Origin of the sequence: Pantoea pleuroti, from assembly GCF_014156615.1 — a bacterium.
Classification (GTDB): Bacteria; Pseudomonadota; Gammaproteobacteria; order Enterobacterales; family Enterobacteriaceae; genus Pantoea; species Pantoea agglomerans.
This window is the reverse complement of sequence record NZ_SBFD01000004.1, coordinates 281260-303474: the sequence shown is the minus strand read 5'-3', so window position 1 is coordinate 303474 and position 22215 is coordinate 281260. Positions and strand designations below refer to the sequence as shown.

Here is a 22215-nt window from a genome sequence, read left to right as displayed (position 1 = left end):
TTACCATGAAACTTGAAAGTGTTGTTAAGTACCATTCCCCGCGTTCCGTTACCCCAATCGTCTGTCAGTCATCCCTGTCACCTGATGCCATGTCCGGCAGCGATGTAATGGCTGCGCTGGGCATGACACAGAAACGTGCTCCGCTCGGGTACTCTGCCTTTTTTGGAAAAATGAATGTCTCCGGTCAGGACAGAGCGCGCGCCATACGGTTGCTGGCGATGACAGGCCTGCAGTCATCCTCACGTTATCCTGCGCTCACAAAACTTTCCGAAGAAGAGCGCATGGCCGTCATCACGATCATTGCGGGCTATGCCTTTCTCGATTATGCGCGAAGCCCGGATACCGAATCGCCATGCCATGCCTGTGACGGCACAGGCCTGTGCAACGGAAAGTGCTGCAGCAAATGTAACGGAAAAGGTGTCGTGCGGGCTGCCTGCAAGGACTGCAAAGGGCGAGGAGAATCCGTTAACCGTGTGATGACACGATTTCAGGGTGTGCCGGTTTATCAGCCCTGTAAGCGGTGTTCCGGGCGCGGCTTTGAACGTATCCCTTCCGCTGTTGTGTTCAGGGCGGTGTGTCAGGTCACACAGGCTCTTACTCTTGATACGTGGAACAAAAGCGTGAAGCAGCTACTGGAGTTTCTGGTCGCCGAGCTGCACCGGGAAGAGGCCTGGGCAGAGAAGGCGTTATCGCGCATTACTAAATAGCGAGCGATAATTCATGTAACGATGTTATAGCTCACTATTTACTTTTCCATTTTTTGTGTTAGATTGGTTCCAACGATGGGTAAATGACCCTCGAGAGATTTCTATTCAGCCCTGGCATTTTTGTCAGGGCTTTTTTTATGACCGGATGCCGTCACTGTATCCTGCTCATCCACCGGCTCCGGCTACTTTTCTCCTATTCTGCGCGGCAAATCCTGATGAGCAAACTCACAACTGGTGTCGCTTATGGCGTATCCGCGGGCGAAATCGTCCACGGCATCCTGACCTATTTCAGTCCGGAAGAGTGGAGCGCCGTCGGCGTTCTGGCCGGTATCAGTCTTGCAACCGTAACCTGCGTCATCAACGGGTATTACCGGCGCAAGGCGACACTGGCAGAAATCAGGGCGCTGCGCTGTACCTGCCAGAATAAGCCGCAATAAATCATGGCTATTTCCGCTGCGCTGCGTAACAGACTTCTGGCTGCAGCCGGTGCGGGTGCCCTGACTCTGGCAATTACACTGCTCAGCGGTCCGGATGGTCTGGAAGGGCGTCGTTACGTTCCTTATCCGGATGTTGCCGGTGTGCTCACCGTGTGTGATGGTCATACGGGCCCCGATATTGTCAGTAACAAAATCTATACCGACCAGGAATGCGACGCTCTGCTGCGCGCTGACCTCAAGCCTGTTCAGGCAGACGTAGACAGCATGGTCACGGTTACCCTCAGCGATTATCAGCGCGCCGCACTCTACAGCTTTGCTTATAACACCGGTACTGACGCTTTTTCCCGCTCTTCCCTTCTGAGAAAACTCAACTCAGGCGACACGACGGGTGCCTGCAATGAACTGCGCCGCTGGATCTTTGCCAGTGGCAGAAGGTGGAAAGGGCTGATGAAGCGTCGCGAAACTGAGCGTGCACTTTGCCTGGCGGAGAGCAGCGATGACCTTAAGCCGCGTTAAGTGGGGTGCCGTTACCATCACAGGCCTGCTACTGCTGGTCATCGCGCTAAGCGTCGCCCTGAAGCTTCAGTCCTTATCGAAAGTTGTGATCACTCAGCAGAACAGGCAGCTGGCGCAGGAAAAAGCTTCAGCAGAGATGCTCGCGACTAATGTTCTCAGGGCAACAGCTCTCTTCAGCGACATTGCCCGGGCAACTCAAAATGCAAATCAGGCAGGCAATGAAGAAAGCGAGCGCAGGGTGGTGGTTATTCACAAGCTGGTCAAGGGTAACAGCTGTGCTACTGAACCTGTGCCTCGTCCTGCTGCTGACCAGTTGCGTGCGCACCGGGACAAAGTACGTACCGGTGCCGCCAGTGCCCATTCCGGTGAGTCTGCTGGCTGACTGCGCTGTGCCTTTGATTCCTGACCCGTTGACCTGGGGAGACAGCCTGGAGCTGAATGAGCGTCTGCTTAACGCTCTGGAGCAGTGCAACCACGACAAGGCCGCCATCCGGCAAATTGAACGGGAACGGCAGAAATGAATTTCCTCCAGTGGCTGAAAGGCCAGTTTATCCACCCTGAAGAAGCAAGTACTGAAATGTCAGAATCAATGAATGACGAAGTTGTTGAACAGTCCGGATTCTCTGCCGAAGCAGCGCAGATGCCCCCATCAGCTGAAGTCAAAGTGGGCTTTCATGATTTTGAAGCTGCGCTGGCGTTTTTTGAAAACGGAGTTGCTCTGCTGGGCGACGCCGCAAAGGACGATGTGAAAGCACTGGCGATTAAGTATCTGTGAGCAATGCAGTGCACCCGTCGTGCATGGCAGCGTGATCATTACAGGGAGCATCAGGTATGATTCTCATCAAAATAGCTCAGGATGAGGCTCATATGAAAAGGTTCGTCAAAATTTTAGTCATCGCCATTCTAGTTCTCGCAGTACTCGCATTAGCTGTAATGATACTTCTCATATTATCATTCAGGCCTTCGAAAGTTGATGCTGCTCAGGCTGAAGCCTGCCGGCATTATGATAATCAGACCATCATGACTAAGGTTATTCGGGCTAAGACCGGAGATCAAGCTGAATGGAAAAGCTTCTCTGACGCTCAGGACGCCGCTGAAAAGAACGGGATTATGATCGATTATGGTCAGATGGTATTCGGGAACGATATCTGGTTAGTCCCTTTTACTCAGCGTAACGGCCAGTCAGCACTTGGGGAATACTTTGGCATGCTGGACTGCACGACAGATAGTGTTGAATTTAGCAAAAAGTGATTTACCACGACTAACAGGTAATCATCATAAGTCGCATTTGTTATTGCGCCTCCTTGGAGTGGCGACAGCTTATGAAAAATTGACCACCGGTCTTACTGACGCCGCTCAACAGGATCATTTCACCCTCCGAGAGCGAATCGAAGTTGCCGGAAACCAAATAGCAGGATTGCAGCAGTACATTGACGAGCAATGCCTGAATTAGTGCTCACGCGGTCCGCAAAAAGTATTTTAAGCTGTAAGAAATGAGAGCTGCGCCAGTGATGGTGCGGTTTTTTTTACGTCTGCAAGAACCCCCCGCGCATCGCAGCGCATATCACTCCCGAGTCTTTCAGAAAGCTGAGCCTGAGAACTGCCGTATATGGTGGCGACCATCTCGGGGCGGCTTTTCTGTGCGAACAGGCTCATCTTTCTAAAAGGTAGAAACGCAATGAATAATCCGTCAGTTATTCCCGCTTTTAACTTTCGCGACATGGTGCAGCCTAAAGGCGGGGAAGTTATTACTACCTCCGTCAAGGTCGCAGAGTATTTTGGTAAAGCACATAAAAACGTGTTGAGGGCCATCAGGAATCTTGAGTGTTCGCCTGAGTTTAACCGGCTCAATTTCGAGCCCGCTGATTTCATTGATAAAAATGGCGACGTTCAGCCAATGATGAACATGACCCGTGACGGCTGCATGTTCCTGATTATGGGATTCACAGGTCATGCAGCGGCGGCGATCAAAGAGAGCTACATCGCTGCGTTTAATTGGATGGCCACACGACTCAGCCAGCGGGCTGCAATGGGTGAAGAGCTTCAGCATTGCTACGCCATTAAAGAGACCAGATCTAAGCTCAAAGGCACCATTGGCAGCCAGTTGATGAATGAGCGTAAGAAAGAGAAGCGCGTTTTGGCTATTGAAGAAGAGCACATCAGCAGAATAGCCAATCCTGATATGGTTGCCTTCATGATGAGTGACGAGGATCAAAGAGCAGTAAGATAATTCTTATGTCGACGATGTATGCAAGATAGTATCTCTGAGCTGAATGTTCAGCTTGTCTTAAGGGATTACGAAATGACCTCTTACTACGTTAATAAAAACCAACAAGCAAATGGCGACCATGAAGTTCACACTGATAGCTGCCGTTTTTTGCCATTACCCCAAAACAGGGTTTCACTTGGCAATTTTACAACTTGCGCACCTGCTGTGCAGGAAGCGAAAAGGCTCGGCTACTCAAGGGCGAATGGTTGTAGAACCTGCAGTATTGCTTGTCATACATCATAAAAGAAACTAAAGAGATCAAGGTCGCTGCGGCGGCCTTTTTTATTGGAGTGAATATGCCTGACGTCTACCGCATTACAGTCACTACCAAATCAGGCGAAATTCACATTGGCATTATGAATCGCTCACAACCTGAAATCGTAAACGGCTTCATTGGTGTTGCTCAGGAAAATGGCGCTTGGATATACCTCACTCCGGATGACGTGCTCAAGATGGAGTACGTGCCAGAGGGTATTAATGAGAGCGCGGATAGTAAGAAATGATTTGAACATTTTCCAAAAATACAGGGTTCACAGTCACCTCGCTTTCGCCTAAGTAGTGACTATGTTCATTTGGGCCTGAAAATATTGCTCCTGATGGTGCATAACATTGTAAGAGCAAGCCCCGACTTTGGCAGGCGTTCAGACCGCGGGCAAACATCTCAGCTACTTCACGATTAGTGGTCCAGCAGAAACCTATTTTACCTGAATTGAATCTTTGCTCATTTTCACCACGAAAGACAGTTAGGCCATCACCAGAATATTTGGGCATGAGCTTTAAGAGTAGGAGCGCCACAGCTTTGTCATCCTTTAATTGGGAACGAATAAAGTGGCCGCACTCAATCCACTTGGTGTGAAAAGCGTTCTGAAGGGATGGAGTTATCAGCCCAGAACCCAAAACATGATGCAAGAATGGCAGCCAATCTGAATTTTCATGAATGGAATCTAGCAGCAATTTCTCTTCCGTTAGCTTGGGTCTGGCTGGAAGATAATCAAAAACATCTTCGATTTTCATAATTCACCTGGGAAATATAAATGGCACTCACCGACAAACAAGAAATGTTCTGTCGCGAGTACCTCATCGATTTGAACGCCACGCAAGCGGCCATTCGGGCGGGGTACAGCGAAAAGACTGCAAACCGTACCGGATCTGAAAACCTGTCAAAGCCTGACATTGCGCAACGCATCATTGACCTTAAATCAGAGCGCAACGAAAGGGTAGAGGTAAACGCAGATTACGTGCTGCGCCGCCTGGTGGAGATAGACGAAATGGATGTGCTCGACATTCTGAAGGATGACGGAGGCCTGAAGGTGGTCCACGAATGGCCTAAAGTCTGGCGAACCACATTAAGTGGCTTTGACATACTGACCACCGTTACCAACTTTGATGAAACGACAATGGAGAACATCCTCAAGAAGATTAAGTGGCCTGATAAGCTCAGAAACCTTGAGCTGCTGGGCAAACACATTTCGGTCCAGGCCTTCCGCGAGCAGACTACCACCGCGTTGACCGGCAAAGATGGTGGGCCGGTTGAGGTTAAACTGCTCTCGCGCGAGGAATACCGTCAGGCGCGCCGGGAAATGCTAGAGGATGACGACTGCTGACTTTAAGGCCGCTGCACGCAAAATAGAGTGTGAAGAGGACGGACTCTACTTTACCCGTTACTTCTTCAAGCAGCGCAGCGGCAGCAGAATGATTGTCGCGCCTCATCATCAGGTGATACAGCAGACGCTGGACCGGGTGATTGATGGCGACATCCGGCGACTCATCATCAATGTGCCCCCGGGCTACACCAAGACGGAACTGGCCACCATTAACATGATGGGCCGGGGGCTGGCGCTGAACCGCCGCGCCCGCTTCATGCATCTGTCCTATTCCCACAACCTGGCATTACTGAACTCATCAATTACGCGAAGCATCGTGAAATCTGCCGCCTTTCAGGCCATGTGGCCGATGGCACTGCGCGACGATGCCGACAGTAAAGCCATGTGGTGGACGGAATACGGCGGCGGGGTGTATGCCTCATCGGCTGCAGGACAGGTTACCGGCTTTCGTGCCGGGCATATGGAGCCGGGCTGGCAGGGCTGTCTGGTTCTGGATGATCCGGTGAAGCCAGACGACGCCTACAGCGAAACCATACGCGTCGGGGTCAACACCCGCTTCAACGAAACCATCCGTTCCCGTCTGGCCATTGAGACCACGCCCATCGTGGTCATCATGCAGCGCATTCACTACCACGATCTGAGTGGCTATCTGCTGCGCGGTGGCAGTGGCGAACAGTGGCATCATCTGAACCTGCCGGTGCTGATTGATAACAGCGAACAGTATTCATTGCTGTACCCGGAAAACTCGCATGCGATACCCATTGAACATGGTCTGCCTGACGGCTGGCTATGGCCGTACAAGCACAATGAATCGCATCGCACCTCACTGTTTTCACACCGGCGCACAGCCGAAGCACAGTATATGCAGCGGCCCCGCCGGTTTAATGCCGACGGTGCACTCTGGACCGAAGCGATGGTGTCCGGTGCACGCGCGCTGGATATCACTCTGCAGCCGTCGCGGACGGTCGTCGCCATTGACCCGCAGGCCACCAACAGCGAAGACAGTGATGAAACCGGGATTGTGGTAGCAAGCAGTTACGGGCGCGGTAATGACAGGCTGTTTTCTGCAGATGCAGATTACTCCGGTAAGTACTCGCCGAACGGCTGGGCGAAGCGCGCCATCAGAGCCTATGAAGAGCACCACGCTGAAGCCATCGTCATTGAAACCAATCAGGGCGGCGACATGGCCGAAGACACGCTGCGCAATGCGGGCTACCGCGGGCGGATCGTCCGCGTCCATGCCAGTAAGGGCAAGTTTGCCCGGGCTGAGCCCATTTCAGCGCTGTATGAGCAGGGACGGGTGGCGCACTGTGGCAACCTCTACCAGCTCGAAAACCAGCTGCTGGAATACGTGCCCGCTACCGCGAAGAAATCACCGGACCGCCTGGATGCGCTGGTCTGGGCTATCACAGAACTGTTCCAGCCGAAGGGCACAACAGTCCGTCCATTCTCTGCCTGACAGAACATCAATATGAGCAACGACGTCCGGAAGCGATCGCCCAAAATCGAGTCGATGGCCGGATGCTGGCCCATGATCAGCACGCTGCTGGGCGGCACAGCGGCAATGCGTCAGGCAGGCAAAATGTATCTGCCGAAATGGCCCAGTGAGGAAGAAGTGTTTTATAAGAACCGGCTGGCGGTGGCGACGCTGTTCCCGGCCTTTTCGCGTACGGTCGAGGTGCTGAGTGGCAAACCTTTTTCCCGCCCGGTCACCTGGAATGAAGACGCGGTGCCTGCGCGCATACGTGAGATGTTCGGGGATGTGGACCTGCAGGGCACTAACCTGCACTCCTTTCTGGCTGACACCTTTGAAGAAGCGATGGCCTACGGACTCTGCGGCATCCTTGTCGAGCATCCACCTGCGGATAAACCGCTCTCCCTGGCTGAAGAGCGCCAGCGCGGATTGAGGCCTTATTTCGCCAGGGTGAATGCCACCAGCCTGCTGGATTACGACTCAGAACGGGTCAACGGACAGGAGACATTCACGCTGCTGCGCTTCGTCGAGACGGTCAGTGAGCGCGACCCGCAGAATGAATTTGTCGTGAAAAATATTGAGCAGGTCAGGGTGCTGAATCCCGGCCGCTGGCGGATCTATCGCGAAAAGCTGAATGAAACGAGCGGGGTGCTGGAGTGGCAGCTGCACGATGAAGGCACCACCAGCCTGAAGAAAATCACCTTTGTTCCGGTCTACGGTGACAAACGCGGGTTTATGAATGGCCGGCCGCCGCTGGCTGAACTGGCCTGGCTCAACGTCGAACACTGGCAGTCCCGTAGCGACCAGCAGACCATTCTTCATGTCGCCCGCGTACCGGTGCTGTTCGGCAAAAAGCTTGGTGACGGCCCGATTTCGGTGGGTGCGGCATCGGCCATCCTGTCAGAAGAGGATGAAGCAGACCTGCGTTATGTGGAGCACAGCGGCAAAGCCATCGAGGCCGGGCGCACAGATATTATCGATCTTGAAGAGAAAATGCGCCAGATAGGAGCCGAGCTGCTGGTGGTAAAACCCGGCCACCGCACCGTGGTGCAAACGCTGACGGATAACGAAGCAAGCACCAGTGCCCTGCAGCGCATGGTGTGTGACCTCACCGATGCGGCCCGGCTGGCGCTGCAGTATCTGGCGGAATGGATTGGTGAATCCGAAGGCGGGCACGTCACTATCTTCAGTGATTTTGGTGCCACCACGCTGGCTGAAGCGTCCGCTGACTTCCTGGTGGACATGTATAAAACGCGGGCACTGTCTGACGAGACGCTGTTCAACGAGATACAGCGCCGTGGCCTTATTAACAGCGAACTCCGTTGGGCGGAAGAGCAGGCGCGTATCCGCGCCATGCCGCCGTCTTTGCCAGCTAAGCCGGTAACCACATCCCCGGTTTAGCCCTCTCCGGGCCCGTGCAGAGGCAGGGGTCTTTTTATTGCCGTTCGCTGCGGATGCAGCACGGTGCCACGGGCCGGATGGCTCTTACCTGGTTGGATGACCCTGATGAAACTGAAACTCGATGAGAACGGCCATGTGGTCGTAAACGATGGCAAACCTGTGTACGTGCAGGATGACGGCAAAGAGGTGGTGTTTGATGCCCCCGGCACCCTGCAGACCATCTCGCGTCTTAACGGTGAGGCAAAGTCGCACCGTGAGCGTGCGGAAAGTGCTGAAACGCAGCTGAAGACCTTTGAAGGCATTGATGATCCGGCCGCTGCGCTGGCAGCACTGGATACCGTGAAGAACCTGGAAGACAAAACGCTGGTGGATGCCGGTGAAGTCGAAAAGGTCCGCACTGAAGCCGTACGTGCGCTGGAAGAGAAGTATGCCCCCATCGTGAAAGAACGCGACGACCTGAGCCAGAAGCTCACGGCGGAGAAAATTGGCGGCAGTTTCGCCCGTTCAAAATTCATCGCTGAGAAGATGAGTATTCCGGCCGACCTGGTGGAAGCCCGTTTCGGCAGCAACTTTCAGGTTGTCGGTGACGCCGTCACGGCTTTTGACCGCGACGGAAACAAAATCTTCAGTGCGGTCAGACCCGGGGAAGCGGCGGGGTTTGATGAAGCGCTGAGCATTCTCGTTGAGCACTACCCGTATAAAGACCAGATCCTCAAGGGCACCGGCGCATCAGGCGGCGGCTCCTCCGGCGGAAATGGCAACAGCAGCTCAAACACACTTACCCGTGCACAGTTCGAATCACTCAGCCCTCACGAGCAGAGCGAACGTGCCTGTGCGGGTGTACAGATTACCGATTAACTGGATAACCCTGCATGTCTAATACCCTGACTCAACTCATTCCCGACCTGTACCAGTCGCTGGATATCGTCTCGCGCGAACTCTGCGGTTTCATTCCCTCTGTTACACTGGACGCCACGGCAGAGCGTGCAGCGCTGAATCAGCCGATTCGTATCCCTGTGACGCCAGCTTCAGACGCTGAAGATGTTAAGCCCGGTCAGCTGCCGCCAGATGACGGTGACCAGGATATCGGTAATGTGCCGCTGGCCATAACGAAATCGCGCATGGTGCCGTTCCGCTGGGAAGGCGAACAGCAGAAGGGCATTAAATCCGGCCCGGGTTATCACGGTATCCGCCGTGACCAGGTCACTCAGGCGATGCGCACACTGGTCAATGAAATCGAAGAAGATCTGGGTCTGCTGTTCCGCCGCGCATCACGCGCAGCCGGTGAGGCAGGAAAAACACCGTTCAAAGATACACTCACTGACACGGCCCAGGTACGCAAAATTTTGACTGACAATGGTGCACCGTTGAGCGATCTGCAGTGCGTCATTGACACCACTGCAGGCGCGGCGCTGCGTACCATGGCGCAGCTCACCAAAGCCAATGAGGCCGGAACCACTGCGCTGCGTTCTCAGGGCACACTTCTGGAGCTGCATGGTTTTACTCTGCGTGAATCGGCGGGTATCGCTCAGGCTCAAAGTGAGTCGGGTGAAAAGCCGGTCAAGGACAGAATCTTCATTGTTGCAGAAGATCTCGCTGAAGGAAGCCTGTCTGTAAAAATTGAGCCCACGGGCAACGACAACAGCAAATCCAGTGTGCCCGGGTTCGTTGAGGAGGGGTGCGTCGTCATTATTGGGAAGCACAAATATATAGTTGCCGCTAAAAGTTTTAACACCATCGACATTCATAAGCCCGGGCTGATGGAAAATGTTAAGCCAGGAACCAAACTGGAAATTGTCAGTGAATTTACTGCCAACTTCGCATTCAGCCGTTCAGCCATCATCCTGGCCACCCGCGCCCCGGCGCTGCCGGAAGAAGGCGACATGGCGGATGACCGCATCATGATCACCGACCCGCGCACTAACATGTCGTTCGAAGTCTCCATGTACAAACAGTATCGCCGTGTTCGTTATGAAATCGCTGCTGCGTGGGGCTGTCAGAACATCAAACCAGAACACACCGCCGTTTTGCTGGGCTAGCCTGTAGCTGCCATTTCCGGTGACATTTCACTGAATGAGGTATCTCATGCTGACTCCCCAACAGCAGGCGGACGCACGTCGTTACATGGGCTATCCGATGCTGGGTGATACCACTCCGGACGATCGCTCAGATGTGGCGTACGCGCAGGTCACCTCCGGACGATATCAGACGCTGGCGCATCGACTGAACACGCTGCGGGATGAGGAGGAACAGATTGTGGCGAACTACCTCATTACGTTGGCAGGGCTGGAGAGCGGTATTGCCCGCGCTGCGGAAAATCTTGATACGGATAAAGCAGCGGTATGGCAGCGTAACCGATCTGAAGTGTCAGATCGCACGCGTCTGTACAATCAGTGGCGGCGTCAGCTCTGCGGACTACTCGGGATCCCGTCGGGCCCGTCGCTGGGCAAGGGCGCATCAACTGTGACCCGATGCTGATATGGACGCGCATGAGCTGGCGGCGAAGGTGAACCAGGGTAACGGGAAGGCCGCGAAACACCTGGGCGGTGCGGCGAGTCATTACCGGGCAGCCTCACCCTTCAGCCCGCTGGATGCGCAACCGCTACGGGAGCTTTCGGCCTCATTCACCACCGATTATGGCTATATGCGGGCGGCGCGTTTCGGACAGGCCACCCGTATTGGTATCTTTGACGCGGCGGGGTTTGAGGCAGGCGATATCCTGGTGTCCACAGAGGGGGCCTTTTACGTGGCAGCCATGCCGCTGATACAGCCTATCCTGTGTGTCAAAGCTGAGCGGCTTGTCAGTATCCGGCGTACCGCTCAGACGGGTAATGATGCCGGACTTCAGGATTACGGTGGCACGACTGCAGCAAATGAAGCGATCATCATGTCCGGCTGGCCCGCCAGTATTGTGCTGAGCCGGGGCGGTGAGCACAGCCCGCTGAAGCTGCCAGGTGAAACGCGCAGCGCGTGGCACAACATTATGATGCCCGCGTTCAGAGGCGTCTTTGTTCATGCCGGGGATTTTATAACGGATGACGCCGGGCATCGTTTTGTCATCAGCGGCACGGAGCTTACCGACATGGGCTGGCGTCTTACGGCGCTTCAGGTGGCGGTGTAACATGGCCAGTACCGACGATGTCGCCCGCTACCTGGCGAGGCGGGTAGCCGGGGTGGTGTATCCTGGAGGCTGCCAGTTACCCGGTATTGTTAACGCTTCAGTAAAAATCTACCCGGGCTGGCCGGTGCCGGGAACACTGCAGCAGGATATAGATAACGGTGGTGTGCACATCTCCGTCTGGCCGCTGCCGACAGAGCGTAAAATCAGCACGGCGCTTGGCAGGCCGTTCCGTTTAATGGCGAAGGGCAAACCCACGCTGCAGTTCACAGTGAACGGCACCGCGATAAGTGTTGCCGGTGTGGCGTCGGCACTCACAAACGTGCTGATAACCCTTAACAGGAAAACGTTCAGTTTCCATTTCCGGGCGGGAACCACGGCTGGACGGGCAATTCACGCGCTGTCTGTAGCACTGCCGAAGTCATTCACTGTGCTCAGCAGTGTCTGCATCCCGCTGGCAGAGCATCTCAGTATTTCCGTTACCACCGCGGGCACGGCTGTAAAAGAGCTGCACAGGCAGATAAAGGATTTTCAGATTACTGTCTGGGCACCCACGCCCGGCCTCCGGGACCGCATCGGCAGTGCCATTGATACGGCGCTCTCTGAACAGTGTCACATTGACCTCAACGACGGCGCGCCCGCGCAGCTCCTTTATGCCCGGCAGTTTGATTCGGACAGGTCAGAGAACTGGCATGTCTACCGGCGCGACCTGATTTTCAGCGTGAATTACGCCACCACCCGGACCATCACCGCACCTGAGGTGACACAGTTTGAGGTCACCCTGAACGGGCACCAGACCACGCGATAACCCTTTTTTTTCCAGCATCAGCTCACTCATCCGGAGTCTCTCTCATGCCGATTTATTCAACCGGCGACCTCAACACGTCTGCACTCACGGCACCTGACCTTTATGTCCAGGTTGTCCCGCCCCGGGCCCGTTACATTAACGGTGTACCCACCGACGGGCTGGGGCTGGTGGGTGTGGCATGCTGGGGGCCGGTTAACAGCGCCTTTTGTATCCGTTCTGATAACGACATGGCCTTCTTTCTGGGCACGCCTAAAGACCGCCAGTATGACCTGGCCACGGCGGCTGCCATTTCACTGCAGCTCGGCGCCGCAAACCTGAACTGTGTGCGTGTGACAAACGGTCAGGATAAAGCGGCCAGTGGCCGACTCTGTGAAAATGCCAGTAAATCAGGCCTGCTGCTGACCGCACTCTACAGCGGTACGCGGGGAAACCAGATAATTGCAGGTATCGGCAGCGGTACCGCCGTGAACTCGAAAAAGCTGACCCTCAGTCTGCCGGGCGTGAGTGCGGAAGTCTTCGATAACCTGCAGGGTGAGGGGGAGGCGCTGTGGAGAGCCATGGCGGAGGCGGTGAATCACGGCCAGATGAATATCCGTGGCCCCAGCCAGCTGGTACGTGCGAAAGTCACTGAAACTGAAGCGCCTGCACAGGCTGCGGTCAGCGAGGTCACACTCAGCGGCGGCACTGACGGCGCGACCGGTATCACGGATGCTACGCTCCTGGGGACGGATGGCACTGATGCACCCCGTAAGGGCATGTACGCACTGCGTGGCACGAATTCACAGGTCATCAACCTTACCGATGTGACCGATAAAGCGTGCTGGCCCGCCATGGCAGCGTTTGCGCGCTCCGAGGGTGCCTATGCCATCGCCCAGGGCCCGGCCTCCGCAGGATGCAAGGCTGTGTCAGAAGCACTCAACAGTTCTGGCGTGGACGACTGGCATCTCAAGCTGATTGTGGGTGACTGGCCTTACTGGAAGGACACCGCAAACGGCACAAACCGCATGATTGCGCCCGCCACGTTTGAAGCGGCCAACATTGCCGCCCGGGCACCGCATATCTCCACGCTCAACAAGCGCATCCCCGCCATCATTGCCACCGAGCGGCAGCTGGCGGGGCGTCCATACTCCGTGCCGGAAATCGGAGCCATAAACTCAGCCCGCCTTGACGTCATCACCAATCCGTGTCCGGGCGGCAGTTACTTTGGGATGCGCTCGGGGCGCAATACCTCATCAAATCCGACCCAGAACGATGACACTTACACCCGCATGACCAACTTCCTGTCGCTGACCATTGCGGCAAGCTTCGGCAGCGTGGTGGGTGACAATCAGACCACGGACCTGCGCCGGGAAACTAAAAGCACCCTGGAATCTTTCCTGTCGAATCTGGAGACGCTGAAGATGATTGGCGACCCGAATGGCGGACCGGCCTTCGCGGTGCGACTCGATGCAGCCAATAACCCGGATGCGCGCGTGGCACTGGGCTACATGACCGCCGATGTGCAGGTGAAATACCTCAATGTGGTGCGCTACTTCCTGGTGAATCTGGAAGGGGGCGGCAGCGTGTCCATCTCCGTTTCAGACAGCTTGTCGCGCTGAACACTGCCTCTCTCATTACTCCGGAGATAGACCATGCCAACCCTTGGTTATACCGTCGGGCGTGACATTGCCGTTGATATCAATACGCCCACGGGAAAACTGCGCATTCCCAAAATCATGAGCTTTGACTCAAAGCCGCAGGTCTCGACCCATAAAATCACGCCGCTCAATGGCATTACTGACGAACTGCAGATCCCCGTCGGCTGGAATGGCACCATCACGGCTGAACGTATGGATGCCACACTTGACGACTTCTGGGCCAGGTGGGAAGACAATTACTACAACGGCATCGATCAGCCCCGCGGCACCATCACCGAAACCATCACCGAGGCAAACGGCACCGTCAGTGTGTATCGCTATGAGGGTGTGTCGTTTCACCTTACCGATGCCGGTAACAAGCAGGGCGAGAAGACGGTGAACCAGACCCTGTCATGGACAGCCAACCGCCGTAAAAAAGTGAACTGAGGAACAAATCATGGTGCAGGTAAGAGTGCATGAAATGCCACCCGTTGTGACGGAGTCAGCGGTGAAGCCAAACCAGGTCAGGGATGCCAGCGGGCGCGTCATCACCCTGCGTGAACTCGACCCGGTGCAGGAATCCCGCCTGACAGTTGCAGTTGGTCCTGAAATGGCCATCAACGTGATGTATATGAACATGTATGCCTTTCCGGCGGCGGCCGTAGCTGATATCGACGGCGAGGAATACCCGTTACCACAGAACCCGAAGCAGATTGAAAGCATGCTCGCCATTCTTGGCAAAAGCGGACTCAAAGCGGTCAGTGCCAGTCTGCGTGCCAGGTCGAAAGATGAAGAGGATGAGGCCACGGAGGCCGCCGCAAAAAACTAGCGCAGAACCCCGGTTTTATAAACCAGTGCTGGCTGATGAAAGCCGGGGTTCCGTTCAGCGTGATTTTTCCGGGCCTGACAGCGCTGATGGCCCATGAGCGCATCGCCATGGGTGTGGTCATTGGCGAACTTGAAGGTGGCACCTACAACTGGAACACACGCAGATGGGAGGAGGGTAAGTAGTGGACCTTGAGCAGTTTGCACGTGAACTGTCTTCTGCCTCAGCCTCAATTACCAACGGGCTGGAGGCGGGGTTCCGTATCATCGTCAAAGAGATTGAGGAAACGGCGAAAAAAGAAATTGGCGTGTACCAGCCCGCTTACGGGCCGTTTGATGCCTGGGCACCCCTTGCAGAATCGACCAAACACGACCGCGTCCGCCAGGGTTACAGCGAAGACGAGCCACTGCTGCGTTCTGGCGAACTGAGAGACTCAATCGAAAGTGAAGTGGTTGGTCTGGCAGCCATCGTCGGGACCAAGAGTGAAATCGGGCTGTGGCAGGAAGTGGGTACTACACACATACCGCCGCGGCCTTTCATCGGGCCTGCATATGTGAGGAAGATTGACCCGCTGAGGGAGGCGATGGGCGTGGTGATATCGGGCAGTTTCAAAGTCTACTAAATCAGGAAATATTTGTCGGTATTCTAGGGTTGAGGTGAAGGGCTACAACGCTAACATTTCTTGATGAGATCAGATTTAATTACATGAAATATAAGAGAAGATTCAATCTCATTCAGTGAAATGCGGGCTACAATTAAAACTCAAAGAATGCAGTTGTACGCAATAGTAGGGGCCCAGTTTCAGGCCCTATACTCATGACCGATCAACGATGATATTCGATGCAAATTCAATTGCCGCACGATGATCGCTAGCAGGAACATGCGCAATTTTATGCTTATCTAAATTGAGCTTAATAGAATCAAGAACCTTAACTTGCGCCAAGGTCGGTGAGAGAGGTTCCTCAATAGTAAATAACACATCTTTTACTTCGAGTAACTTTTCTTCTGCAGCACGAGTAACTCTCATTACCCATGTGTCACCATGTTCCATCATCTTCCCAGGTTCGGATTGCTCAAAAGCTAGCGGCTTGATCGCTCGTGATATGACGTCACTTTTCTTGGCGACAAGAGGCATAGAAAACTTAGCAAGCGTCCCGTTAATGGTCTGATTTCTGAACATATTTTTTAGGGCGTCAATCCTATCAATGCTTGTTTTAAGTTCTTTAGCTAAAACCTCTTCTCTACGTGCTTTGGTGTAATCACTATGATTTACATAACGATCATAGATTTTTTTCATTTCTTCTCTAGGGTTGTTTGAAAGTACAACTCTGGCTTGGCTGAAGTGAAATATTGATTCACGTCTTGCAGTAAAGTAGTGGAAAAACTGAGAAAGAGTCTGCGCACCGCTTATCTCAAGGGCAGTGTTCTTGGCAAATCCCAGCTCTCTAAAAAATGCATCTTTAGCTATAGGGAAAATGCAATCGTCGTGGAAAAACCGCCTTACGCGAGAGTCATTTCGATTTGTGATCATGAAGTCGAAAAAATTCTCCTTTGGAGCGCACACGACCACACCTACGTTCGCAAACTCTTCAGTTTCCGGATAGGGTGAATATCGAACGATGCTGTATAAGCAAGGCGTTGTCATGTGATACTGCTCCAAAAATCATCTGTCTCGGCTCTAATGAGCGTAGTGTTGATACTGTTGATAAAATCCTGATCACTACGCCAGTCATCCGGTACATCTTCCCAGAAGTGAGGCATACGGCAATAGGTTTTTAAGAGTTTTTCTTTATGCTCGACACGATCGACCATGTCAAAGGTCCACTTCCTCGATTTGTGAGAGTAAACGTGGTACTCGAAATCTCCAGCAGCGTTCGCATTCTGATCAAAGGCTAGATTGTGGTCAATAAGGTAATACCTATCATGCTGAACGTCGTAGAGCATGTTCACATTGCCTCCTATTGCAGTAAGGCTTCTGTCACCATTCATGATCCATCTGTCAAACAAGAAAATTCTCTTCTGATCGTCAATCGGGACAATTTGCTCGTTTCTAGACTGTGAAAATGTCAAAGAAACGGCATTTTCAATGTAAAGCGTAGCAAACGCGTATCCCGGATTAATGTCACTTTTGAGTTGCGGCGAAAATTCTAGCAGCTCATCAGGGATATAAACGACGGTAAAATCAGGTAGTGGAAGACCGAGATCTTGAGCTAGGCAAGCAGAAATGAATTCTGCCAAAAGATGCTTGGGCGGCATTAAAGGCATTGATTTTACGATGTATTTGTTGCCGTCATCGCATCGACAAAGAATGGGCTTAGTACTGCCTTCATTTATGCGCCTGATAAATTCTATGACGCTGATTTTAGGAGAATCCAACGTTATGCTCATCCATGCGTTGATTGATTAGGCAAAGATACACGGATAGGTCTGATTGCCATATCCTGACAGATGATCAGTGCTCATTGATAAGGCGCGTTCGGCCACTTCTTGTAAGCGAAGACGTAGAGCATAATGAAATGTATTCCCGGACAAGATAACAGCAGCGCCATCTTCCATGCGAAGCCTGCCTTCTGCGCCATGCGGAAGCAGGGGATGAACATCAAAAACCAGATGACCAACGATAGGGCTGCGAGAGGGTTTGGTTGTTCCATTGAGCGTTCTCCTTGAGTTGCACGCATTTGGTATCGGCAGCCAGCCTTGATTATTCAGTGAAAATGAGCACTGGTTATAGCTTCTTTAGCAAATCAATCTGCACAAGCAGACGCTTATGTGTCTCGATCGCATCCCATATCTGCTCTTGAGTGTCACCGTCCCATTCGGAGCATACTGCTAATTCAGAGCGAAATTACTTTAATCTAATGTGTATTGAAGCCACTTCATCCCGATTACAATTTCTGGCGATCCGGGAAAGCTGATCTTCTGATGTACGCATGTACATCGATTGAGCAGACCGTTTCCTTTTAAACAGGCGGCTAAGTTTATCCATAACAGAAGCTCTTATTTTTTTAAACTCGCAAAGTTTATCGTTACGATAGTGTCAAAGTTCAGCATTTGTTTTCAATATTTCTCACCTAAAACCAGACCAGTTAAAGCTGGGTTTTTATGCTCGAAGTTGAGGTTGCTATGGATGTTCAGGCTTACCACGTAGCCGTGCGCCTTGCGCTGGACGATCAGCTTACACGTAACCTGCTGCAGGTGAGCCGTGATGCGATCGAGCTGAATAAGAAGTTCGTCACCATCACCCGGAACATCAAAGCACTAACCCGAGCGGCCCGTGAGGCCACATCCGCGCTGCGGGCTCTTAATCGCTCTTTGAATAATGAATTTACTGGCGCGTCCCGCGGTGCGCGTGAATATGCCGGAGCCATCCGCGAGATAGCTGACCAGACTCAGCGTATCAACCGTGCCTCGCGTAATGTCCCGCTGCTGGCGGGTGGTTACGGTGCAGCCATGACACTGCCCGTTCTGGCAGTGGGGGCCGCAGCTGCAGGAGGAAGCGGTGGATATGGCAGCCCTGGCGGGAGGCTCGCACTGCCTCCGCCTTCAGGACAGGGTGGCTGGTGGCATGGCTGGCATAATGGCGAGCCCCCGGGCGGCTGGGGCGGCGGCGGTGCAGGGCGTGGTGGCGGTGATGGACACCCTCCCGGCGGAGGCTCCTTTTCAGAGGGTATGACAAATCTGGCCACCGGCTATCTGGGTTTCAGAATGCTGAAGGGCTTTGTTGATGAGGCAGCCCGCTACCAGACCATGACCGAGAAGTTCAGACAGTTCGGCATGGGTCAGGCTGCGACAGATGAAGCACAACGTTTCGCTGAAACTACCCTTATCCGGGGCTCCTCGGCCACTGACATGCTGAAATATCTGGTGGAAGCGCAGGGGGTATTCAGCGAATCCGGAGCAAAAACGCTGGATGAGCAGCTGCGCGCGGCGAAACTGGCGGCACCGGTGCTGGCGCGAATCAACTTCGCCTCCCGCGGGCTGGACGAACATCAGCGTGAAGCCACAACCGCAAAACAGATGGATATGCTGCGCTTCACCGAGACGGCGGGTGGACTGAAAAGCCCGGGGCGCTTCAATGAACTGATGGACGCGGCGTTCCGTGCCATACAGTCTTCAGGCGGCAATGTCGATTTCACCCAGTACCGCCAGTTTATGGCCAGAGCGGGGACTTCGGCCTTCAACCTGAGCAATAAAGCCCTGTTTGCTGAGCTGGAGCCGATTATCGGTGAGCTGAAGGGGAGTTCAGCGGGTGATGCGCTGATGACCGCTTACAACCGGTTAAACGGGATTGTGAAGCTGCCTAATCAGGTCACCCACGACCTGATGACGATGGGCATCTGGGATGCCAGCAAGATAGAGCTAAACAGCCTGGGCGGCGTGAAGCGCTTCCGGGGCAATCCTCTTATAAACGCGCAGCTCTTCAGCCAGTCGCCTGTCGAATACTATGAAAACGTCATCCTGCCACTCTACCGCAGGCACCATTACACCGAAGAACAGAAGCAGCGTGAGAACGCCCTGATATTCGGGCGTACCGGCGGCAAGATGTTCAGTCTCATCGACAAACAGCTTGAGACCATTCATCACCGCATTGATGCCTACGGAGTCGCGCGCGGCCTGAATGATGCCTATAGTGCGGTCGGCAGCACTTACAACGGCAAAGCGATCGACTTTCACAAGAAATGGCAGGACCTGCAGCGGGTGATGGGGAAAGATGGCGGCCTGCTGGACACCTTCACACAGGGTCTAGACATGCTCACGCACTCTCTTCAGCAGATGGCAGACATTGCGCACCGGCATCCTGAGATGGCGAAGTTTGCGGGGCAGGCGGCGCTGTCCGTGACCGGCCTTGCAGGCATCAGTGGCGGATTTTGGCTCATCAGACATGCTGCGGGCGCACTGCTGACACCACTTAAACTGGCGGGCTGGGGCATTGACCTGCTTATTGGCAGAAGCGCCACTACAGGTCTGACAGGACTCACCGCCGCGCTGACCGGTCTGCCGGGCATAATCTCTGCCGTAACGCTTGCCGCCCTGTATCCCGGCAGCACGGTATCGCAGAGCCGTGAAATGGCAGAGCGTGGCAGACTGGCACGTCAGAATGCGCTTGACCACGGCGTTGCCTATAAACCCTGGATGCCTGCCCAGGCGGACTTCGACAGACAGCATCTTCGTGAGCAGGCGTTTCGTAAAACCGGCAGGTATCCCCCGATACCGCCAGTTTCTGGCGTTAATAACGGGCAGCCCGTAAATCTGCTGATGACGCATGAAGGTCGACAGGTACTGGTGGCCACTGCCATGAGTGGCATCAGTAAGCAGGCAGCCAGAGCACCGTCATCCACCAGCACCTTCGATCCATCCATGCTGATGGTGTATCCCGGTCAGGCTGGCAGCCTCTCTCTGCCCTGATGACAGCCTGGTTTAAATCACACTCCTGCGGGCAGGCCTTATCTGCCTCTTCTTCCTCAACTGCTTTCACAACTGCCGGTATTCAGAATTCTGAACGCCGCTTTGGCCATGCTGATTTCACTGTTAGTGAGGTAATGAAAATCGCAGTCACTGCGTTCCGTTACGGCAACTGTGAGATTATCTGTGGAGCAGGATTATGCTTAATGAATTCGTTTTATTGCTGATGCTCATGGGCGCAGGGCAGGCAACTGCCGGGGTGGCGCATCATCAGGCAAACACTGGCATTACCGCAGAACAGCCGCAGCGTCCATCGCAGACAGATGCACTCATGCGAAATAAACTGCTGAACGATCCGCTCTCTCCTGTCGTCGGTGCTGAGCAACCTGTACTGAAAATGGTCAGTTTCGTGAACTACGACTGTATTCATTGCAAACGACTGGACAGTAATCTGGAAAAGCTTTTAAAGGCCTATCCTCAGATTGCGATCACCTACAAACTGATTTCATACGGTCCGGAAGCGTCAACCGCTGTTACGCGCATGGCGCTTGCCGTCTGGATCGAAGAACCTGAAAAATTCCATGCTTTTCACCATGCGCTGATGTCAGACAGCGGTATGGGTGACGACCTGCGTATTTATTCAGCCCTGCATGCTGCCGGAATGAAAGTCACAACTTATCCGCTTGATACACAGAACATTATCGAAGTGAATAAGGCGTTAATGAGACGGCTTTATTACTCAGGTACGCCGACAACCATTATCGGGGACAGGGTGCTGACTGGCGAGGTTACTTATGACTTGCTGGAAGAGGCCGTCAACATCGCACTGGCCGGAATAAATGACAGTCATCATCTGGCTGACCTGCAGCAGAATAAAATCCGGACTGAATAACGTCTGGGTAGGTGCTTTTTTGCACCATATTTGATGTCCGGACATCTTTTGCAGGCAGCCTGAACGGTCAGGCTCTGAAAATTCGCATGCCTCCCGACAGATGGCGGCTCCTATTTTTCATTGTCAGTCATATCTGAAACAGGCACTCGCAGTATGTCCCTTCTGAATTCTCTCACGCAGTTTGCTCAGGGTATCGATCCGACTGTTACCCGGCTTATGCTGGGCGACTTCGAGTTTATGGAATTTGAGGTCCCCGAACAGGTTGTCATTCACGGCAGACAGAAAACCGTCCGGCATCAGCTGATTGGCGGCCACCGCATTATTGATGTGCTGGGCACGGAGTATGAGCCACTGACCTGGTCTGGCATCATCACGGGCTCGCAGGCGGGTGAGCGGGTGAGCGCGCTTGAACGCATGCGGGATGCCGGGCACCCGGTTCTGCTGACGCTCGATGACTATCGTTTCACGGTGGTAATCACCGCGTTCAGTCCGGTCTACGAATATGTCTGGCGCCGCCCCTATTCCATTGAGGTCGCGGTTGTCCGCAATGAGGGCTCGCCAGCGAAAGTGGATGCCCTGACCGGGGCGCTGCGGGAGCTGATTGACAGCGACCTGGGCCGCGCGCTGGGCCTTGCCAGTATCATCAACGTTGATGCCGTTACGCAGGCTATCAGAAATCTGCATCAGGCGGTTAAGAAGGTAACGGACTTTGCGCATGCTACTGTTGCGCAGATTCAGTCCGTTGTCAGACCCCTGATTGCAGCCCGGAACATCATTCAACATGAGCTGGCACTGCTCGAGGCTGCGGCTCTGGAGATTACCTCGCTGGGTGGACTGGTACCCGGCAATCCCATATCAAAAACCGTCAGTAATCTGCTTCTTCAGTCAGACCACGCGACCCGCATTCCGGCCCTGTATCATCTTCAGAATGTGCTGGGCAGGCTCAACAAAAATGTAAATTCAGGGCAGGCCGCCAATGGCCTCAAAGCGGTAACGTTGTCCGGTGGCAATCTGTATAAGGTGGCATCAGCGCAGTATGGGGACGCCTCTTTATGGACCAGCATTGCCGATGCCAATGACCTGGCCGATCCGCAACTGAGCGGCATTCACACGCTGAAAATACCCACCAGCCCGGCGAGTTAGC

At 53.9% G+C, this 22215-nt stretch carries 30 protein-coding genes; 26 read left to right on the top strand and 4 right to left on the bottom strand.

The window, feature by feature from the left end; genetic code table 11:
- Nucleotides 1-5 precede the first annotated feature (5 nt).
- From EPG66_RS12225 to EPG66_RS12185, 10 genes are all read left to right on the top strand, one after another.
- A complete protein-coding gene (locus EPG66_RS12225) occupies nt 6-707 on the top strand; it encodes an antitermination protein Q (RefSeq protein ID WP_182687008.1) in 702 nt (233 codons plus the stop codon).
- A gap of 215 nt (nt 708-922) precedes the next feature.
- Nucleotides 923-1144: a phage holin gene (locus EPG66_RS12220; protein WP_061703250.1), complete on the top strand. Its 222-nt coding sequence runs from the start codon at nt 923-925 to the stop codon at nt 1142-1144.
- Nucleotides 1145-1147: 3 nt separating this feature from the next.
- Nucleotides 1148-1660, top strand: coding sequence for a lysozyme (locus EPG66_RS12215; RefSeq protein WP_061902374.1), 513 nt, complete (start codon nt 1148-1150; stop codon nt 1658-1660).
- The gene (locus EPG66_RS12210; protein ID WP_182687006.1) at nt 1641-2042 is read left to right on the top strand and encodes a hypothetical protein; all 402 of its coding nucleotides are present in this window, start codon (nt 1641-1643) and stop codon (nt 2040-2042) included. Before EPG66_RS12215 ends, EPG66_RS12210 begins: the two co-directional genes overlap by 20 nt.
- On the top strand, nt 1936-2181 hold the full coding sequence (lysC, locus tag EPG66_RS23255) for an Rz1-like lysis system protein LysC (RefSeq protein WP_419721818.1): 246 nt from the start codon (nt 1936-1938) through the stop codon (nt 2179-2181). Before EPG66_RS12210 ends, lysC begins: the two co-directional genes overlap by 107 nt.
- Nucleotides 2178-2435 (top strand): hypothetical protein, encoded by a 258-nt coding sequence (locus tag EPG66_RS12205; protein ID WP_182687004.1) that lies wholly within the window; start codon nt 2178-2180, stop codon nt 2433-2435. Before lysC ends, EPG66_RS12205 begins: the two co-directional genes overlap by 4 nt.
- Before the next feature lie 56 nt (nt 2436-2491).
- Complete coding sequence (locus EPG66_RS12200; protein WP_182687002.1) at nt 2492-2911, top strand: hypothetical protein; 420 nt, start codon at nt 2492-2494, stop codon at nt 2909-2911.
- Nucleotides 2889-3113 (top strand): lysis system i-spanin subunit Rz, encoded by a 225-nt coding sequence (locus tag EPG66_RS23250; protein ID WP_425497029.1) that lies wholly within the window; start codon nt 2889-2891, stop codon nt 3111-3113. The genes EPG66_RS12200 and EPG66_RS23250 overlap by 23 nt, the downstream gene beginning before the upstream one ends.
- Nucleotides 3114-3338: 225 nt before the next feature.
- Nucleotides 3339-3890, top strand: a complete 552-nt coding sequence (locus tag EPG66_RS12190; protein ID WP_182687000.1) for a Rha family transcriptional regulator — start codon at nt 3339-3341, stop codon at nt 3888-3890.
- 266 nt (nt 3891-4156) lie between these two features.
- Nucleotides 4157-4432 carry a hypothetical protein gene (locus EPG66_RS12185; RefSeq protein ID WP_425497028.1) on the top strand — a complete coding sequence of 92 codons (276 nt, stop codon included), beginning with the start codon at nt 4157-4159 and terminating at the stop codon, nt 4430-4432.
- On the opposite strand, the gene EPG66_RS12180 is transcribed toward EPG66_RS12185, so the two are convergent.
- The gene (locus EPG66_RS12180) at nt 4404-4943 is read right to left on the bottom strand and encodes a hypothetical protein (RefSeq protein ID WP_246379300.1); all 540 of its coding nucleotides are present in this window, start codon (nt 4941-4943) and stop codon (nt 4404-4406) included. The two genes, EPG66_RS12185 and EPG66_RS12180, sit on opposite strands and share 29 nt — an antisense overlap.
- Before the next feature lie 20 nt (nt 4944-4963).
- Between EPG66_RS12180 and EPG66_RS12175 the strand changes: the two genes are divergently transcribed.
- The 13 genes from EPG66_RS12175 (at nt 4964) to EPG66_RS12115 (ending at nt 15398) form a co-directional block, all read left to right on the top strand.
- Nucleotides 4964-5533, top strand: a complete 570-nt coding sequence (locus tag EPG66_RS12175) for a terminase small subunit (protein ID WP_182686998.1) — start codon at nt 4964-4966, stop codon at nt 5531-5533.
- Nucleotides 5520-6992 (top strand): phage terminase large subunit family protein, encoded by a 1473-nt coding sequence (locus EPG66_RS12170; RefSeq protein ID WP_182686996.1) that lies wholly within the window; start codon nt 5520-5522, stop codon nt 6990-6992. Before EPG66_RS12175 ends, EPG66_RS12170 begins: the two co-directional genes overlap by 14 nt.
- A 12-nt stretch (nt 6993-7004) precedes the next feature.
- Nucleotides 7005-8408, top strand: a complete 1404-nt coding sequence (locus tag EPG66_RS12165) for a DUF4055 domain-containing protein (RefSeq protein WP_246379298.1) — start codon at nt 7005-7007, stop codon at nt 8406-8408.
- Nucleotides 8409-8513: 105 nt separating this feature from the next.
- The gene (locus tag EPG66_RS12160; RefSeq protein ID WP_182686994.1) at nt 8514-9266 is read left to right on the top strand and encodes a DUF6651 domain-containing protein; all 753 of its coding nucleotides are present in this window, start codon (nt 8514-8516) and stop codon (nt 9264-9266) included.
- A 14-nt stretch (nt 9267-9280) separates the two neighbouring features.
- Nucleotides 9281-10447, top strand: a complete 1167-nt coding sequence (locus EPG66_RS12155; RefSeq protein WP_182686993.1) for a P22 phage major capsid protein family protein — start codon at nt 9281-9283, stop codon at nt 10445-10447.
- A gap of 46 nt (nt 10448-10493) precedes the next feature.
- The gene (locus tag EPG66_RS12150) at nt 10494-10886 is read left to right on the top strand and encodes a hypothetical protein (protein ID WP_182686991.1); all 393 of its coding nucleotides are present in this window, start codon (nt 10494-10496) and stop codon (nt 10884-10886) included.
- Between the two features lies 1 nt (nt 10887).
- Nucleotides 10888-11529: a hypothetical protein gene (locus tag EPG66_RS12145; protein WP_182686989.1), complete on the top strand. Its 642-nt coding sequence runs from the start codon at nt 10888-10890 to the stop codon at nt 11527-11529.
- A gap of 1 nt (nt 11530) precedes the next feature.
- Nucleotides 11531-12334 (top strand): hypothetical protein, encoded by an 804-nt coding sequence (locus EPG66_RS12140; RefSeq protein ID WP_182686987.1) that lies wholly within the window; start codon nt 11531-11533, stop codon nt 12332-12334.
- A 44-nt stretch (nt 12335-12378) separates the two neighbouring features.
- Nucleotides 12379-13932, top strand: coding sequence for a phage tail protein (locus EPG66_RS12135; protein ID WP_182686985.1), 1554 nt, complete (start codon nt 12379-12381; stop codon nt 13930-13932).
- Between the two features lie 33 nt (nt 13933-13965).
- Entirely contained in the window at nt 13966-14397 is a 432-nt protein-coding gene (locus EPG66_RS12130; RefSeq protein WP_122889448.1) for a hypothetical protein, read from the top strand.
- Nucleotides 14398-14407: 10 nt separating this feature from the next.
- Nucleotides 14408-14779: a hypothetical protein gene (locus tag EPG66_RS12125; protein ID WP_182686983.1), complete on the top strand. Its 372-nt coding sequence runs from the start codon at nt 14408-14410 to the stop codon at nt 14777-14779.
- Nucleotides 14780-14814: 35 nt separating this feature from the next.
- A complete protein-coding gene (locus tag EPG66_RS12120) occupies nt 14815-14961 on the top strand; it encodes a hypothetical protein (protein ID WP_182686981.1) in 147 nt (48 codons plus the stop codon).
- Complete coding sequence (locus EPG66_RS12115; RefSeq protein ID WP_182686979.1) at nt 14961-15398, top strand: phage virion morphogenesis protein; 438 nt, start codon at nt 14961-14963, stop codon at nt 15396-15398. Before EPG66_RS12120 ends, EPG66_RS12115 begins: the two co-directional genes overlap by 1 nt.
- A 192-nt stretch (nt 15399-15590) precedes the next feature.
- Here EPG66_RS12115 and EPG66_RS12110 read toward each other — a convergent pair whose 3' ends face one another.
- The 3 genes from EPG66_RS12110 to EPG66_RS12100 form a co-directional block, all read right to left on the bottom strand.
- Entirely contained in the window at nt 15591-16421 is an 831-nt protein-coding gene (locus tag EPG66_RS12110; RefSeq protein WP_182686977.1) for a DUF3037 domain-containing protein, read from the bottom strand.
- Nucleotides 16418-17152 carry a HipA family kinase gene (locus EPG66_RS12105; protein WP_246379296.1) on the bottom strand — a complete coding sequence of 245 codons (735 nt, stop codon included), beginning with the start codon at nt 17150-17152 and terminating at the stop codon, nt 16418-16420. Before EPG66_RS12105 ends, EPG66_RS12110 begins: the two co-directional genes overlap by 4 nt.
- An 83-nt stretch (nt 17153-17235) precedes the next feature.
- Nucleotides 17236-17427, bottom strand: coding sequence for a hypothetical protein (locus tag EPG66_RS12100; RefSeq protein ID WP_182686973.1), 192 nt, complete (start codon nt 17425-17427; stop codon nt 17236-17238).
- A 451-nt stretch (nt 17428-17878) separates the two neighbouring features.
- Between EPG66_RS12100 and EPG66_RS12095 the strand changes: the two genes are divergently transcribed.
- From EPG66_RS12095 to EPG66_RS12085, 3 genes are all read left to right on the top strand, one after another.
- A complete protein-coding gene (locus EPG66_RS12095) occupies nt 17879-20182 on the top strand; it encodes a hypothetical protein (RefSeq protein WP_281369287.1) in 2304 nt (767 codons plus the stop codon).
- Nucleotides 20183-20378: 196 nt separating this feature from the next.
- On the top strand, nt 20379-21071 hold the full coding sequence (locus tag EPG66_RS12090) for a DsbA family protein (RefSeq protein WP_182686971.1): 693 nt from the start codon (nt 20379-20381) through the stop codon (nt 21069-21071).
- 153 nt (nt 21072-21224) lie between these two features.
- Nucleotides 21225-22214, top strand: a complete 990-nt coding sequence (locus EPG66_RS12085) for a LysM peptidoglycan-binding domain-containing protein (protein ID WP_182686969.1) — start codon at nt 21225-21227, stop codon at nt 22212-22214.
- The last annotated feature ends 1 nt before the right edge of the window (nt 22215 follow it).

What these genes read in the sequence shown, in the direction of transcription:
- EPG66_RS12225 (WP_182687008.1), top strand. Translation starts at nt 6, where the DNA reads ATGAAACTTGAAAGTGTTGTTAAGTACCATTCCCCGCGTTCCGTTACC.
- EPG66_RS12090 (WP_182686971.1), top strand. Translation starts at nt 20,379, where the DNA reads ATGCTTAATGAATTCGTTTTATTGCTGATGCTCATGGGCGCAGGGCAG.
- EPG66_RS12085 (WP_182686969.1), top strand. Translation starts at nt 21,225, where the DNA reads ATGTCCCTTCTGAATTCTCTCACGCAGTTTGCTCAGGGTATCGATCCG.
- EPG66_RS12120 (WP_182686981.1), top strand. Translation starts at nt 14,815, where the DNA reads ATGAAAGCCGGGGTTCCGTTCAGCGTGATTTTTCCGGGCCTGACAGCG.
- EPG66_RS12215 (WP_061902374.1), top strand. Translation starts at nt 1,148, where the DNA reads ATGGCTATTTCCGCTGCGCTGCGTAACAGACTTCTGGCTGCAGCCGGT.
- EPG66_RS12190 (WP_182687000.1), top strand. Translation starts at nt 3,339, where the DNA reads ATGAATAATCCGTCAGTTATTCCCGCTTTTAACTTTCGCGACATGGTG.
- EPG66_RS12160 (WP_182686994.1), top strand. Translation starts at nt 8,514, where the DNA reads ATGAAACTGAAACTCGATGAGAACGGCCATGTGGTCGTAAACGATGGC.
- EPG66_RS12155 (WP_182686993.1), top strand. Translation starts at nt 9,281, where the DNA reads ATGTCTAATACCCTGACTCAACTCATTCCCGACCTGTACCAGTCGCTG.
- EPG66_RS12100 (WP_182686973.1), bottom strand. Translation starts at nt 17,427, where the DNA reads ATGGAACAACCAAACCCTCTCGCAGCCCTATCGTTGGTCATCTGGTTT.
- EPG66_RS12170 (WP_182686996.1), top strand. Translation starts at nt 5,520, where the DNA reads ATGACGACTGCTGACTTTAAGGCCGCTGCACGCAAAATAGAGTGTGAA.
- EPG66_RS12130 (WP_122889448.1), top strand. Translation starts at nt 13,966, where the DNA reads ATGCCAACCCTTGGTTATACCGTCGGGCGTGACATTGCCGTTGATATC.
- EPG66_RS12140 (WP_182686987.1), top strand. Translation starts at nt 11,531, where the DNA reads ATGGCCAGTACCGACGATGTCGCCCGCTACCTGGCGAGGCGGGTAGCC.
- EPG66_RS12125 (WP_182686983.1), top strand. Translation starts at nt 14,408, where the DNA reads ATGGTGCAGGTAAGAGTGCATGAAATGCCACCCGTTGTGACGGAGTCA.
- EPG66_RS12210 (WP_182687006.1), top strand. Translation starts at nt 1,641, where the DNA reads ATGACCTTAAGCCGCGTTAAGTGGGGTGCCGTTACCATCACAGGCCTG.
- EPG66_RS12205 (WP_182687004.1), top strand. Translation starts at nt 2,178, where the DNA reads ATGAATTTCCTCCAGTGGCTGAAAGGCCAGTTTATCCACCCTGAAGAA.
- EPG66_RS12110 (WP_182686977.1), bottom strand. Translation starts at nt 16,421, where the DNA reads ATGACAACGCCTTGCTTATACAGCATCGTTCGATATTCACCCTATCCG.
- EPG66_RS12095 (WP_281369287.1), top strand. Translation starts at nt 17,879, where the DNA reads ATGCTCGAAGTTGAGGTTGCTATGGATGTTCAGGCTTACCACGTAGCC.
- EPG66_RS12145 (WP_182686989.1), top strand. Translation starts at nt 10,888, where the DNA reads ATGGACGCGCATGAGCTGGCGGCGAAGGTGAACCAGGGTAACGGGAAG.
- EPG66_RS12135 (WP_182686985.1), top strand. Translation starts at nt 12,379, where the DNA reads ATGCCGATTTATTCAACCGGCGACCTCAACACGTCTGCACTCACGGCA.
- EPG66_RS12150 (WP_182686991.1), top strand. Translation starts at nt 10,494, where the DNA reads ATGCTGACTCCCCAACAGCAGGCGGACGCACGTCGTTACATGGGCTAT.
- EPG66_RS12165 (WP_246379298.1), top strand. Translation starts at nt 7,005, where the DNA reads ATGAGCAACGACGTCCGGAAGCGATCGCCCAAAATCGAGTCGATGGCC.
- EPG66_RS12200 (WP_182687002.1), top strand. Translation starts at nt 2,492, where the DNA reads ATGATTCTCATCAAAATAGCTCAGGATGAGGCTCATATGAAAAGGTTC.
- EPG66_RS12220 (WP_061703250.1), top strand. Translation starts at nt 923, where the DNA reads ATGAGCAAACTCACAACTGGTGTCGCTTATGGCGTATCCGCGGGCGAA.
- EPG66_RS12180 (WP_246379300.1), bottom strand. Translation starts at nt 4,943, where the DNA reads ATGAAAATCGAAGATGTTTTTGATTATCTTCCAGCCAGACCCAAGCTA.
- EPG66_RS12175 (WP_182686998.1), top strand. Translation starts at nt 4,964, where the DNA reads ATGGCACTCACCGACAAACAAGAAATGTTCTGTCGCGAGTACCTCATC.